This window comes from Variovorax sp. SPNA7 (assembly GCF_033807855.1).
Taxonomy (GTDB): Bacteria; Pseudomonadota; Gammaproteobacteria; order Burkholderiales; family Burkholderiaceae_C; genus Variovorax; species Variovorax beijingensis.
The window spans coordinates 919,179-932,525 of sequence record NZ_CP138513.1; the positions used below are offsets into that span (position 1 = coordinate 919,179).

Here is a 13,347-nt window from a genome sequence, read left to right on the forward strand (position 1 = left end):
CCTAGTATGTGTTGCTGTCGTAAGGTGCAGTCCCCTTGCGCGGCTTGGGCATCTTGCTTTCCAAGTCCATGCCTGAGGCTATGACGTCGATCAGCACATAGAGCTTGGTGTTGCTGCCGATTGGGCCGGGCAAACAGATGAAGATCCACCGGGCATAACCAGAATCTTCGATTGCTTCGATCTTGCCTTGCCGGAAGACTCTATTTCCTGCTTTCGGGTATTGCCGCTCAAGGGCCTGCGGAATCCGTCTCTCGGTCCACGGCTTGCTCATCTGCTGCCCATCACATGTATTTTTGAGCCTGTACTTGGCCTCCTTCTTGATCCCCTCGGTATCGTTCGCCTCGAACGTCCTGGCCATGTGCTTGGCCTCGAACACCACGAACTTCGGATAGGTGCTCTTCGGCGGCTTGCCTGTGAAGTCGTACCTTGACTGCGGTGGCCTGTCTGTCGGCGGAATGAAGAGCAGCTTGCCCGGCTTGGGGATTTCAACGGTCGTGGGCATCGGGTTGGGCTGATCGAAGGGCACGCGCTTCTCGAACAACCCGTCCAGCCCCTTGCCCTTGGGCGGATCGACCAGCCGCGCATACTGCAGCGCCTGCTCCATCAGCACATAGCCGTCCTCCTCGCATTCGGTTCCGTTCTTTCGGTTCTCGTCGCTCTGCGGCTTGCAGTCGTTGTTCGTGGTGTTCACCGCCGCATCGGCGTCGGCCTTGTCCAGCGGAACGACGATGCGCCCTGGTTCCTCTTTCGGCTGCGGCGTGTCGCCCGAGAGCATCAGCGGCAGCAGCAGGATCAGCCACGGGGCACGCAGCAGCGTCGCACCCAATCCGGGAGCGGGACTGGGTGCTCGCAGAGGTGGCGCGGGTTCGATGGGCACCGGGACCGTGGATGGCTTCGGCGGCGTCCGGTACTGCGGCGGCACGTCCGAGCGCGGCGCCAGGGGATCGCCATCCGGCGCGAACGCCAGCACGAGGGGCGGTTCGTTCGCCCAGCTGTCGAGCCCGTCGGCGGCGATCTCCAGCTCATTGGCCTGCCGCTGCAGAATGCCCTGCCAGGCATCGATCTCGGCCTGGGCCTTCTTCTGCCCGCCGCCCCAGTCGAAACTCTCGACGTATGCGCGGGCATTGCCATAGCTCAGGCCATGCATGAACGCCTGCAGGTGACTCCAGGGCTGCTTCTCGGCCGCCATCGCCAGCAGGATGCAGGCCGCGCCGTAGCTGGGCATGAAGCCGCTGAAGTAGTAGGCCAACGGGTCCGCGGCCTGGATGCGCCCGCTGCCGCCTGCGCCGCTGCCGAGCGCAAAGGCCAGGAAGTCGCGGGTCAGGTGCAGGAAGTCGTCATCGGCATGGAAACCCTTGATGCGCGACAGCCACTGGCCGGCGACGGCCTCGGCGGAGCGGGTGCGCGCAATGGCCTCCGGCGGATAGAACATGCCCAGGAAGCGGGCGATCTCGCCGACGGCCATGCGCACCGCGTCGCCGAGCTTCGGCTGGACCTGGACGATGGGAATGGTGCGCGCGGGAATCACGACAGCAGTCCTTGGACCAGGGCCACGGCTGACCGGGCGCTCGCAGCGGCTCCATAGCGCTCGTTGGGGTGCCGGGTCTCGCCGCCCCAGGGCCGCTCGTCTTCGCCCCATTCGATCCGGGCCGATCCGTCGGGCACGCCGTCGTGGCGTGCAAAGCCCAGGCCGTCGAGCTTGCCGCGGATGACGGTGCCGTTGTCGAAGATCAGCTTGTAAGGCGCGCCCTTGACGGGCTCCAGGTCGTCGTAGACATGGTTCAGCTCGATCCAGTTGGGCTGGTCCGACACGAACGGCAGCGGCTGCGTCTGCACCGGCACGCTCTTGGGCCCCACCATCGAATGCGAAGCCGCATGCGCGCGCCACAGCCCGTGGGTGCCGCTCTCGATACCGCCCGCTGTCCAGCGCGTGTAGCTGGAGCCGCCGTTGATCAGCACCTCTTCCTTCGCCGTGATGGTGATCCGGTTGGCCTCCATCCTGATGTCCAGCTTGGCCAGCGCGTTGATGCTGTCCTTCAGCGCTGTGATGTCGATGTCGGCCGCGGCCGCCGCCATGCGGATGCCGTGGTTGAAGGCGACCATGCGCACCGCATCCTTGGCGCTCACCAGGAAGCTGTTGCCGGTGGCCACGCTGGTGTGGGCACCGCTGCTGATGGCCGTGTGCTCGACGCTCACGAGGTGGGTCGAGCCCTGCGTCGTCGCCTGGATGCCTGCTGGGCTCGACAAGGTCAGGTGCGGCTCCTGGAACTCCGGGAACTCGCCCGGGCCCGAGGGGCCGCCGCTGCCTTTGATCGCGTCGTTCTGCGCCTTCAGTGCCTTGCTCACCTCGTCCTGGTCGCCCGCCTCATGGGCCTTGGCCTGCTGCGCCACCTGCGCCAGGCTCTCGTGCAGGTCGCGCCCCTCTGTGAGCCTGGCGACGGTCTCGCGCATGTCGGTGATGTGGCCCTGGGCGTTGGCGCGCGCCTCGGTGCTCACCAGCAGGCCGCGGGCGGCGCGCACGGCACCGTGGCCGTCGGTGCGCAGCTCGAAGCCCTGGCCGCGCAGGTCCTTGCGGCCCGCCGTGTCCTCGATGCGGGAAATGTGCCCGAGACTCAGGCTCGAGCTGTCGTGGTCGCTCTTGAGCTGGCTTTGAATCTTTCCTGCGAAATCATCGAGCACCAAGTGGTTGGAGCGGCTGCCGCCGAGCTCGCGGCTGCGCAGGCCGCAGAGGTGGGCCTGGCCGGGCAGTTGCCACGCGGGCATTTCGTCGGCGTTGTGCACCCGGCCGGTGACGATGGGGTGGTCGGGGTCGCCGTTCAGAAAATCGACGATCACCTCCTGCCCGATGCGCGGCAGCGCGGCCGCGCCGAAGGTGGCGCCGGCCCAGGCGGTGGACACGCGCAGCCAGCAGCTGGCGTTCTTGTTGCGCTGGCCCAGGCGGTCCCAGTGGAACTGGACCTTGATGCGCCCGTACCTGTCGGTCCAGATTTCTTCGCCGGCCGGGCCGACCACCACGGCGGTCTGCGGCCCGCGGGTGCGTGGCTTGGGCGTGCTGCGGCGCGGGCGCCAGGCGTAGCTGGTGGGCTGGGCCTCGAAGGCGAAGCGCTGCACGGAGCCCTCGGAAGCGTTCGCGCCTTCGCTGGCCTGCAGGTTCTCCTGCAGCTCGTAGTCCACGGCCAGCAGCAGGTGCTGGCGGTTCTGGTCCTCGCGCGGATGGTCCCGCAGGCGGAAGGTGCAGCCCGGCGCGAGATCGCGCCGATTGGCGCGGCCTGTGACCCGGCTGCGTTCGCTCAACTGTTCCTCGGTGCGAAGGCGCGCATAGGTCTCGCCGTCGTCATGCTGGGTGAAGCCGCCGGGCCATTCGCAGCGCTCGAAATCGTCGTGGTCGTGCCCGGGCGGCATTTGCCGCAGATGCGACAGCTCGGCCCTTGGTTTCTCGAAGTCGTAGTCGTCGTTGAAATAGTGGCCTGGGCGCACTTCCTCCGAGGACGCCCATTCGTAGATGCGTTCGCTGGCCTCCAGCCCGCCGGTCATGCCTGATTGTTCGTGCGGGTGGTAGCGCACCGTCTCTCCGCCGGGCAGCGGCGGATGCGAACTGGCGATGTCGTCCGCGAACACGAGCACGTGCTGCTCGGCTTCGTGGCGGAAGTAGTAATAGATGCCTTCGTGCTCGCACAGGCGGGACACGAAGGAAAAGTCGTCCTCGCGGTACTGCACGCAGTAGGTCCAGGGGCGGTAGCTGCGGCTGAGCTTCTGCTCGAGGGGGTAACCGTAGCGCCCGAGCACGGCCGCAACGATCTCGGGCACGGTCTGGTCCTGAAACACCCTGAAATCGCTTCGGCGCGTGGCGAGCCACAGCCATGGGCGCAGCCGCATCTTGTAGAAGGCCTGGCGGTCGTCTTCGTGCGACAGGCCGAAGCGGGTGACGAGGCCGGCGAGGTAGCGCGGGGCGCCGCTCTCGGTCTCCATCACGACGGTGGCGGGCTTGCCCAGGATGGCCTGGGGGTCCAGCGCATTGCTGCTGCCCAGCAGGTCCAGGTCGAAGGCGCAGGCTTGGCTGAGCGCCTCGCGGCCGGCCAAACGATAAAACTGCAAGGCGTCGCCCAGGGGCGAGCGCAGGATGACGCGCCTTCTCATGGACGCGGACGAACCACGGGCGCGGGCGAGCGGGCTCGCGCGATCGAACATTGACATGAAAGCTCCCTGGCCGCCCTCAGAGGCTGGGGGGCCGTTTTGTGGGGAGATTATGTAAGCCGCTGTTGCAGGCTAGGAAGCAGCCCAAAGTAGTCATCGCGAACGCATCCGCCCAAAGCGTGAACGAATGCACAGCGCCGTGTGCCGCGAGTCGCGCATCGGCGTTCGATGGACGGCCGCTCTGCTAGATTCCGTCCCGGTAGCCAATCCATTCAAGAGTCTTGACGCTCTGTTCTCCCTGAACCCTTCAATGAAGGTTTTTTTGGCTACCCCTCAACCCGCTTCGGCGGGTTCTTTTTTGGGCGGAACAGTCCTGCAGGAAGCCTCCTTAACCATCGGTTAAGACCGGCTAAACCAGACGCGAATTGCCGTCATGCCCTCGAATCGTGAGGATGCACAGCGCCGACGCCGTCGGATCCGAGCAAGAAAAAGACAGGAGACAGCATGCACCCCAGAAGCCCGATCGGGCGCCAGCCGCGCCTGCACTGGCTCGCGGCGGCGATGGCCACGGCGGCCATCGTTATTGCTGCCGGGCCGGCCGAGGCCCGCGTCACCCGCATCGTGATCGACAGCGTCGCGCCTCTCGCGGGGCAGGCGATCCCGTACGAGCAGATCCGCGGCCGCGCCTTCGGCGAGCTCGACCCGAACGATCCGCACAACAGCGTCATCACCGACATCAGACTGGGTGCGGACGCAGACGGCAAGGTGCGCTACGAGACCACGTTCAACCTGGTGAAGCCGGTCGACATGAGCCGTGCGAGCGGCTTTCTCTGGCATGACGTGCCCAACCGCGGCGGTGCGGGCACCATCGTTGTGGACGAACGCGAGCTGGGCGACGTTGGCCTGCGCAGCGGCTGGCAGGCGGACAACGCGGGCAACACCGGCATTCCCGCCAACCGGGCCGAGGGCACGAATCACTGGGTGGCGGCGCCCATTGCCAAGGTGAACGGCGTGGCCGTGACAGGCAAGGTGTTCGGGCGCATCGTCAACCGCAGCGGCGCGGACTCGCAGCCGCTGATGGTGCAGACCAACCCCGTGCCCTACCTTCCGGCCACGCTGGACACGACCAAGGCAACGCTGAAGACGCACATCAAGGAAACGGTCGATGGCGTTGTCACCGAAGGACCGGCCATCGCGGCGGGCGACTGGGCCTTTGCCAAGTGCGATGCCGGCAATCCGTTTCCGGGCACGCCGATCGACATCAACCCGGCCCATGCGCCCGGCAACCTGCCGGTGCACATCTGCCTGCGCAACGGCTTCGACGCTAAGCTGCTGTACCAGGTGGTGTATCCGGCGCAAAACGCCTATGTGTTGGGCGTGGGCATGGCGGCGTTCCGCGACGTCGGCACCTTCTTCCGCCACGAGGCGGCCGACGACTTCGGCACGCGCAATCCGGTGGCCGGCTCCATCAAGGGCACGGCCGTGCGGGGCGTGTCGCAGTCGGGGAACATGGTGCGGCAGTTCATCTTCATGGGCCTGAACCAGGACGAGCGCAACCGCAAGGTCTACGACGGCGCCTGGCCGATCATCGCGGGCCGCCGCGTGGCCGCCAACTCGCGCTGGGCGCAGCCGGATGGCGTGCTGGAGCTCTACCAGCAGGGCAGCGAAGGCCCGCAGTGGTGGGTGGACTGGCCAGACCCGGTGCGCAAGCAACCCACCGGCAGCATCTTCTCGCGCTGCAACGCCAACGACACCTGCCCGAAGGTGATCGAGCATTTCGGATCGGCCGAGGTGTACGCGCTGAAGCTGACGCCCGAGTGGATCGGCACGGCCGGCGATGCGGACATTCCGCTGCCGCGCAATGTGCGGCGCTACTACGTGCCGAGCAGCCACCACGGCGGCGGCGCGGGCGGCTTCACGCACATGCCAGCGGCCGCTACCGGCCCCACCTGTCCCGGCAACAACTTCGGCCGCGGCACGCTGGCGGCCAACCCGGTGCCGCACACGGAGATCACCAACGTGCTGCGCCTGGCGATGCGCGACTGGGTGCTGAACGGCACGCCGCCGCCGCCCAGCCGGTGGCCCACGCTCGCGGGCAAGACGCTGGTCGACGCCAACATGAAGGCAATGGGCTTTCCGGGCGGCGTGCCCGGCATTCCGGATTCGATCTTCCTGCCGCAGAACTTTGCGTTTCCGGTGTTCGACTACGACTGGGGGCCGCAATTCAATCATGCGGAAGCCTCCGGCGTGCCCACCAACGTGCCGCCGATCATCCGGAAGCTGATCCCGATGAAGGTGCCGAAGGTCGATGCCGACGGCAACGAGATCGACGGCGTTCCCACGGTGCTGGTGATGGCGCCGCTGGGCACCTACCTGGGTTTCAACATCACTGCCGAGGGCTTCCACCGCGGCCAGGTGTGCAACTACGTGGGCGGCTATGTGCCGTTCGCCCGCACGCGTGCCGAGCGGGCCGCGAGCGGCGATCCGCGCCTGTCGCTCGAGGAGCGCTACGGCAGCCACGAGGGCTACGTGGCCGCAGTGCGGGCCGCCGCCGGGAAGGCCTTCGCCGAGGGCTTTCTTCTGCCCGCGGATCGCGACCGCCTCATCCGCCAGGCCTCGGAGAGTGCCGTGCTCCGCTGAAAGGCGCCGCGCTTTCGATCATTTCCACCAGGGCAGCCGCCGGCATCGAGAGCTCCGCGCGGCTGCGCATGGCCAGCAGCAGCACGCGTTCCATCTCGATGCCTTCGAGGCCGACCTGCACCAGGCCGAGCGCCTGGGCATAGAGCGCCGCCGCCGCGCGCGGCAGGATCGCCAGGCCGAGCCCGAACGAGACCATGCGGCACATCGAATCGAAGCTGCGCACCTGCACCCGGATGCGGGGCGTGCGCTTGGCCGCATCGGCCGCCGCCATCACCTTGCGCGTGAGCGATGCGCTGCGTGCCAGCGTGACCAGGTCGTGGTCGAGCACGTCCGCGAGGGCGGCGTTCTGCCGGCCGTCCAGCGCATGGCCCGCCGGCACCAGCAGCACCAACTGGTCGATATTGCAGACGAGGGTTTCCAGGCCCTCGTGCGGCACGTTGTCGCCGATGACGGCCAACTCCGCCGTGCCTTTCTGCACGGCGCGGATGCCGTCCTCGCTCAGGGCATCTTCCATGTCGATCACCACCTGCGGATAGCGGCGGGCGTACTCGGCCAGCACGCTGGGCAGGAAGCCGCCGAAAGCGGAAGGATTGGCGCACAGCCGCAGATGGCCGGTGGCACCGGATTGAAGATCGTCGACCGCCTGCACCAGCTGTTCGAGGCACGCGATCACCTCGATCGCGTGCCGGTGCAGGGTCTGTCCCTCCGGCGTGGCGGTCACGCCGCGCTGGCCGCGCTGGAGCAGCGCCATGCCGCAGTGCTGCTCGAGATCGGTGATGCGCTTGCTGGCCGCCGGAAGCGATACGCCGAATCGATCTGCGCCCGCCGTCAGGCTTCCACCATCGACGACCGCGACAAAAAGCCGCAAGGAAGTGAGATCGAAACGGTTCAGATTGATCATGGCGGGTGGATTTGACCACTGGCGACGCTACGATCCATTGAAAGAAGGAAGACACCACACCATGCCCATCCTCCCTCCATCCGGTTTCAACTTTTTCCCCCGTACCCGCGGCATCCTGGCGGGCGCCGTTTGCGCCGCATCGATGTTCATGGCGGGCTGCCAGACGCAGCCCGAATTCCGCCCGCTCACCTCCGAGGCGCCGCCGCCGCCCACCTTCGTGACCGTGCCCGGCGAAGAAACCTGCCAGGCCGCGCAGGCGCGCTATGCGCTCGGCCAGGCGCTCGATCCGCTGCTGCTGGAGCAGATGCGCACGCGCACCGGTTCCAAATCCGCGCGCACCTCGGCCGTCGGCGCGCCGCTGCCGGTGCCGGCCGATCCGGCGCGGCTCAATGTCGACGTCGATCCGCAGGGCCGCATCACCGCCGCGCGCTGCGGCTGAAGGAAGTTATCAATAATTCCGCGATGACCACCCCTCCGACCCTCACCGCCATCGCGCTCGACTGCTACTACAGCCTTTCCTCGCCCTGGGCCTACCTGGGCGGCCCGCAGCTGCAGGACATCGTGCGGCGCCACCATGTGCGGCTCACGCTCAAGCCCTACGACTTCCAGGCCGTGGTGCCGCAGACCGGCGGCATTCCGCTGAAGACGCGGCCCGAACCGCGCCGCAGCTACCACGCGCTCGAACTGGCGCGCTGGCGCGACTACCTCGGCATGCCGCTCAACCTGGAGCCCGCCTACTACCCCAAGGGTGCGCCGGTCGATCCGAACTGGAACAAGTACCCGGGCTGGATGGTGATTGCCGCGCAACTGCAGGGGCTCGATGCCCAGCCGCTCTCGCATGCGCTGCTGCGCGCGCTGTGGGCCGAGGAGCGCGACACCTCCGAAGCCGCGGTGCGCATCGCGGTGGCCGAGGAAAACGGCTACGACGGCGCGGCGCTGCAGGCGCTGGAGCAGGCGGCCGAGACCTTGGCGGTCTACCGCGCCAACAGCGCCGACGCCATCCAGGCCGGCGTGTTCGGTGCGCCGACCTTCGTGCTCGACGGCGAGCGCTTCTGGGGCCAGGACCGCCTGGCCTTTCTGGACCGGGCGCTCGACCGGCGCCGCCATTCCACGGGCGGATAATCGCCCGATGCGAATCCGCTTTACCAAGATGCAGGGTGCCGGCAACGATTTCGTCGTGCTGGACGAGACGCGCGGCACCCTGGGCCTCACGGCCGCGCAGTACCGCTTCCTGGCCGACCGCCATTTCGGCGTCGGCGCCGACCAGATCCTCACGGTGCGGCCGCCCTCCAAGGGCGCGGCCGAGGGGGTCGATTTCCAGTACGTGATCCACAACGCCGACGGCGGCGAGGTGGAGCAGTGCGGCAACGGCGCGCGCTGCTTCATGCGCTTCGTGCGCGAGCACCACCTGACCGACAAGGACACGGTGCGCGTCGAAACGCTGGCCGGCATCATCGAGCCGCGCATGGGCGCAGACGGCCGCGTCACGGTCGACATGGGGCCGCCCATCTTCGAGCCCGCGCGCGTGCCCTTCGACACCGCCGGCCTCGATCCGCAACCCACGGGGGCGTGGCACACCTGGCACCTGGCCCTCGGCACGCATGCCGACTCGGCCATCGTGTCGGTCGCGGTGTTGTCGATGGGCAATCCGCATGCGGTGCAGGTGGTCGACAACGTCGACACCGCGCCCGTGGCCCGGCAGGGCCCGCAGATCGAGCATCATCCGCGCTTTCCGCAGCGCGTGAACGCCGGCTTCATGCAGGTGGTCGACCGCTCGCACATCAGGCTGCGCGTGTTCGAGCGCGGCGCCGGCGAAACGCTGGCCTGCGGCACCGGCGCCTGCGCGGCGGTGGTGGCGGGCATCCGGCTCGGCCTGCTGGAGCGCCGGGTCGACGTGCAGACGCATGGCGGCGTGCTCACGATCGGCTGGGAAGGCGAGGGCCATCCGGTGCTCATGACCGGCCCGGCCACCACGGTTTTCGAGGGAGACATCGAGGTGCCCGAGCTGCCATGACTAACTTCAGAAACAACAAAGACGACGCCATGAACCCGATCACCGAAGACGACATCGCCAATTACCTGGCGAACACGCCCGACTTCTTCGAACGGCACGCACAGCTGCTGGCGCAGGTGCAGCTCACCAGCCCGCACGGCAACCGCGCCGTGAGCCTGCAGGAGCGCCAGGCCGAGATGCTGCGCGAGAAGATCAAGGCGCTGGAGCATCGCCTGATGGACATGGTGCGCCACGGCACCGAGAACGTGGTCATCGCCGACCGGCTGCAGCGCTGGACCAGCGGCTTGCTGACCACGCGCGATCCGCGCAGCCTGCCTTACCGCATCGCGGTCGACCTGCAGTCGCTGTTCCTGGTGCCGCAGACCGCCATCAAGGTGTGGGACTGCAGCGCCGACTACCTCAACGAGGCCTACGCGCAGTGGGTGAGCGACGACGTGAAGGCGCTGGCCACCTCGCTGACCTCGCCCTACTGCGGGCTCAATTCGGGCTTCGAGGCGGCCAACTGGCTGCCCGAGCCGGCCGGTGCGATGTCGATCGCGCTCATTCCGCTGCGGCCCGATGCCGAGTCGCCGGCCTTCGGCCTGCTGGTGCTGGCCTCGCCGGACGCGCAGCGCTTCAACGCCGAAATGGGCACCGACTTTCTCGAACGCATCGCCGACCTGGCGTCGGGCGCGCTGTCGCGGCTGCGGCCTTGAGCGGGCGGCGCCGGTCCTGGCGGGCCACTGCGTGGCCCGTGCTGTGGACGGTGCTGCTGGCCGGACTGCTGGCCTACCTGGTCATCGCGGCCGTCATCTGGCGGCGCGCGGTCGAGGCGCTGGCCAACCCGCCCGGCCGGCCGGCCGATGCCGCGATGGTCCTGGGCAACCGCGCCTTCCTCGATGGCAAGCCCAATCCGTGCCTGACGGGCCGGGTCGATGCCGCCATCGCGCTGGCCGATGCGGGCCTCGCGAAGCAGCTCGTGCTGTCGGGCGGCGTCGACAAGGAAGACGGCCGCATCGAGGCCGAGGTGATGCAGCGGCATGCGCGGGCCCAGGGCTACGCCGGGCCGCTGCTGCTGGAGCCGGCATCGACCTCGACTCGCCTGAATCTTGCGATGTCGCGTCCGCTGCTGAAGGCGGCCGGCATTCACGGCGTGATCGTGGTGTCGGAGCCCTACCACCTGTGGCGCGTGGAGCGCCTGGTGCGGTCCAGCGGTTTCGACAGGGACTTCGACGTTCAGTACGCGGCGGCGAGCACGCGCTGCTGGCGCCGCTGGGGCATGGTCTTCAAGGGTGCGTTGCGCGAGCCTCTGGCTGTCGTGAACAATGCGTTCAATGGCTACCTCCACTGAGACGGCGGGGACCGGCTGGGTCGACAAGTACCTGGAGCACGTGCGCGTCGAGCGCCGGCTGGCGGCGCGCACGGTCGAGCTCTACGCCATCCACCTGCAGGCGCTCGCGGCCCATGCCGCGGAGGCCGGGCTCTCGCTCGACCGCGTGCAGACCGCGCACATCCGGCGCTGGATGGCGCAGCTGCACGGCGCGGGACGCGAGCCGCGCGGCATTGCGCTGGTGCTCTCGTGCTGGCGCAGCTTCTACCGCTGGCTCGGCAACGAGGGGCTGGTGGGCTTCAATCCCGTGAAGGACGTGCATGCGCCCAAGGCCGCGCGGCCGCTGCCCAAGGCGCTGGCGGTCGACGATGCGGTGCGGCTCGCCGAACTCTACGACCCCGAGGCCGACCCCTGGACCGAGGCGCGCGACGGCGCCATCGTCGAGGTGCTCTACGGCTGCGGCCTGCGCGTGAGCGAGCTCACCGGCCTCGATGCGCGCGCCAGCAATACGGCCCGCGGCTGGGTCGATCTCGACGCACTGGAAGCCAACGTGCTCGGCAAGGGCAGCAAGCGGCGCATCGTGCCGATCGGCAGCAAGGCGGCCGAGGCGCTGCGCGACTGGTTCGCGGTGCGCGGCGATTGCGCGGCGCTGTCGACGGCCGCGCTGCGCGACCCGGCGGGCGCGGCGGCGCTCTTCATCAGCGCCAAGGGCATGCGCATGTCCTCGCAGGCGGTGTGGAAGCTGCTGCGCGAGCGCAGCCTCAAGGCCGGCCTTGCGGCGCCGGTGCATCCGCACATGCTGCGGCATTCGTTCGCAAGCCATGTGCTGCAGTCGAGCAGCGACCTGCGCGCGGTGCAGGAACTGCTGGGCCACGCCAACATCGCCACCACGCAGGTCTATACGCGGCTGGATTTCCAGCACCTGGCCAAGGTGTATGACGCGGCACATCCGCGCGCGCAGGCGCGCCCCGAGGGCACGCGCGCGCAGCCGCGGCCCGAAGGCGCGCGAGCCAAGCCGAAGAACGACGACAACAAGCCAACCAAATAAATGAAAAACCTCCGCCTCAAGCCCGGCAAGGAGCGCTCGCTGCAGCGCCGCCATCCCTGGATCTTCGAATCCGCCATTGCACGCGGCGGCGCCGATTCGGGCGAGACGGTGCGCGTCGAATCCCATGACGGCGCCTTCCTGGCCTGGGCCGCGTTCAGCCCGGTGTCCAAGATCCGTGCGCGGGCCTGGAGCTTTGTCGAAACGCAGCGCATCGATGCCGCCTTCCTGGCGTCGGTGTGCGCCCGCGCGGTGGCGGCCAGGGCGCTGTTCGACCTGCAGAGCGACGGTGTCCGGCTGGTCCACGGCGAGGCCGACGGGCTGCCGGGCCTGATCGTCGACCGCTACGGCGACACCTTGGTCGCGCAGTTCCTGTCGGCCGGCGTCGAGCGCTGGAAGGCCGCGATTGCCGATGCGCTGCTCGCAGCGACCGGCCTGCACAAGCTCTACGAGCGCTCCGATGCCAGCGGCCGCGAACGCGAGGGCCTGAAGCCGGTCACCGGCTGGCTGCGCGGGGAGGGCGCGACCGAGATCACGATCCTCGAGCACGGCTGGCAGCTTTCGCTCGATATCGCCACCGGCCACAAGACCGGCTTCTACCTCGACCAGCGCGACAGCCGCCAGCGCTTTGCCGAGCTCGCGCAGCATCGGCGCTTTCGGCGCGTGCTCAACTGCTTTTGCTACACCGGCGGTTTCACAGTGGCCGCGCTCGCAGGCCTGCGGTCGGCCGGCGCGGTGGAGGGCGCTGAACTGGTGTCGGTCGATTCGTCGCAGCCGGCGCTCGAGAGGGCGCGTGCGCACCTGGCGCTGAACGGCTTCGGCGCCGAGGATTCGGGCCTGAAGACGGAATTCCTGGACGCCAACGTCAACACCGTGTTGCGCGAATTCATCGAGCAGGGCCGCACCTTCGACGCTATCGTGCTCGATCCGCCCAAGTTCGCGCCCACGGCGGCGCATGCCGAGCGCGCCGCCCGCGCCTACAAGGACATCAACCGCCTCGCGCTCAAGCTGCTGGAGCCCGGCGGCGTGCTGCTGACTTTTTCCTGCTCGGGCGGCATCAGCGCCGATCTTTTCCACAAGATCGTGGCTTCGGCCGGTATCGACGCGCAAGTCGACGGCTACATCAGCGAACGGCTGGGCGCCGCGCCCGACCATCCGATGACCATCGAGTTTCCCGAAGGCGAATACCTCAAGGGCCTGGTGGTGGTGAGAAAGCCCGCTTGACCCCGCGCCAACGCAACTGAGTGGCATTGGCTAAACTGCCGCCCATCCCCTTTTCTTCCTGTTTTCCGTTTCCGGAGCAC

General features: G+C 68.3%; 11 protein-coding genes. 8 read left to right on the forward strand and 3 right to left on the reverse strand.

All coding sequences use genetic code 11. From position 1 onward, the window contains the following. Nucleotide 1 precedes the first annotated feature (1 nt). Nucleotides 2-1,528, reverse strand: a complete 1,527-nt coding sequence (locus RZE77_RS04115) for a hypothetical protein (protein WP_319440816.1) — start codon at nucleotides 1,526-1,528, stop codon at nucleotides 2-4. Beyond that, a complete protein-coding gene (locus RZE77_RS04120) occupies nucleotides 1,525-4,137 on the reverse strand; it encodes a type VI secretion system Vgr family protein (RefSeq protein WP_319442301.1) in 2,613 nt (870 codons plus the stop codon). The genes RZE77_RS04115 and RZE77_RS04120 overlap by 4 nt, the downstream gene beginning before the upstream one ends. Before the next feature lie 501 nt (nucleotides 4,138-4,638). Here RZE77_RS04120 and RZE77_RS04125 point away from each other — a divergent pair. Further along, nucleotides 4,639-6,774, forward strand: a complete 2,136-nt coding sequence (locus tag RZE77_RS04125) for an alpha/beta hydrolase domain-containing protein (RefSeq protein ID WP_319440817.1) — start codon at nucleotides 4,639-4,641, stop codon at nucleotides 6,772-6,774. Here the strand turns inward: RZE77_RS04125 and RZE77_RS04130 are convergent. Then, complete coding sequence (locus RZE77_RS04130; RefSeq protein ID WP_319440818.1) at nucleotides 6,737-7,675, reverse strand: LysR family transcriptional regulator; 939 nt, start codon at nucleotides 7,673-7,675, stop codon at nucleotides 6,737-6,739. The two genes, RZE77_RS04125 and RZE77_RS04130, sit on opposite strands and share 38 nt — an antisense overlap. A 61-nt stretch (nucleotides 7,676-7,736) precedes the next feature. Here RZE77_RS04130 and RZE77_RS04135 point away from each other — a divergent pair, with 61 nt between their 5' ends. The 7 genes from RZE77_RS04135 to RZE77_RS04165 are packed head-to-tail and all read left to right on the forward strand — an operon-like array spanning nucleotide 7,737 to nucleotide 13,267. Next, nucleotides 7,737-8,114, forward strand: a complete 378-nt coding sequence (locus RZE77_RS04135) for an I78 family peptidase inhibitor (protein ID WP_319440819.1) — start codon at nucleotides 7,737-7,739, stop codon at nucleotides 8,112-8,114. 23 nt (nucleotides 8,115-8,137) lie between these two features. Beyond that, complete coding sequence (locus tag RZE77_RS04140; RefSeq protein ID WP_319440820.1) at nucleotides 8,138-8,797, forward strand: 2-hydroxychromene-2-carboxylate isomerase; 660 nt, start codon at nucleotides 8,138-8,140, stop codon at nucleotides 8,795-8,797. Between the two features lie 7 nt (nucleotides 8,798-8,804). Further along, nucleotides 8,805-9,689: a diaminopimelate epimerase gene (gene dapF, locus RZE77_RS04145; protein WP_319440821.1), complete on the forward strand. Its 885-nt coding sequence runs from the start codon at nucleotides 8,805-8,807 to the stop codon at nucleotides 9,687-9,689. After that, the gene (locus RZE77_RS04150) at nucleotides 9,686-10,384 is read left to right on the forward strand and encodes a DUF484 family protein (protein WP_062363151.1); all 699 of its coding nucleotides are present in this window, start codon (nucleotides 9,686-9,688) and stop codon (nucleotides 10,382-10,384) included. Before dapF ends, RZE77_RS04150 begins: the two co-directional genes overlap by 4 nt. A gap of 38 nt (nucleotides 10,385-10,422) precedes the next feature. Beyond that, nucleotides 10,423-11,019 carry a YdcF family protein gene (locus RZE77_RS04155; protein ID WP_319440822.1) on the forward strand — a complete coding sequence of 199 codons (597 nt, stop codon included), beginning with the start codon at nucleotides 10,423-10,425 and terminating at the stop codon, nucleotides 11,017-11,019. Next, nucleotides 11,003-12,046: a tyrosine recombinase XerC gene (locus RZE77_RS04160; RefSeq protein ID WP_319440823.1), complete on the forward strand. Its 1,044-nt coding sequence runs from the start codon at nucleotides 11,003-11,005 to the stop codon at nucleotides 12,044-12,046. Before RZE77_RS04155 ends, RZE77_RS04160 begins: the two co-directional genes overlap by 17 nt. Next, nucleotides 12,047-13,267 carry a class I SAM-dependent rRNA methyltransferase gene (locus RZE77_RS04165; protein WP_319440824.1) on the forward strand — a complete coding sequence of 407 codons (1,221 nt, stop codon included), beginning with the start codon at nucleotides 12,047-12,049 and terminating at the stop codon, nucleotides 13,265-13,267. Nucleotides 13,268-13,347: the final 80 nt, after the last annotated feature.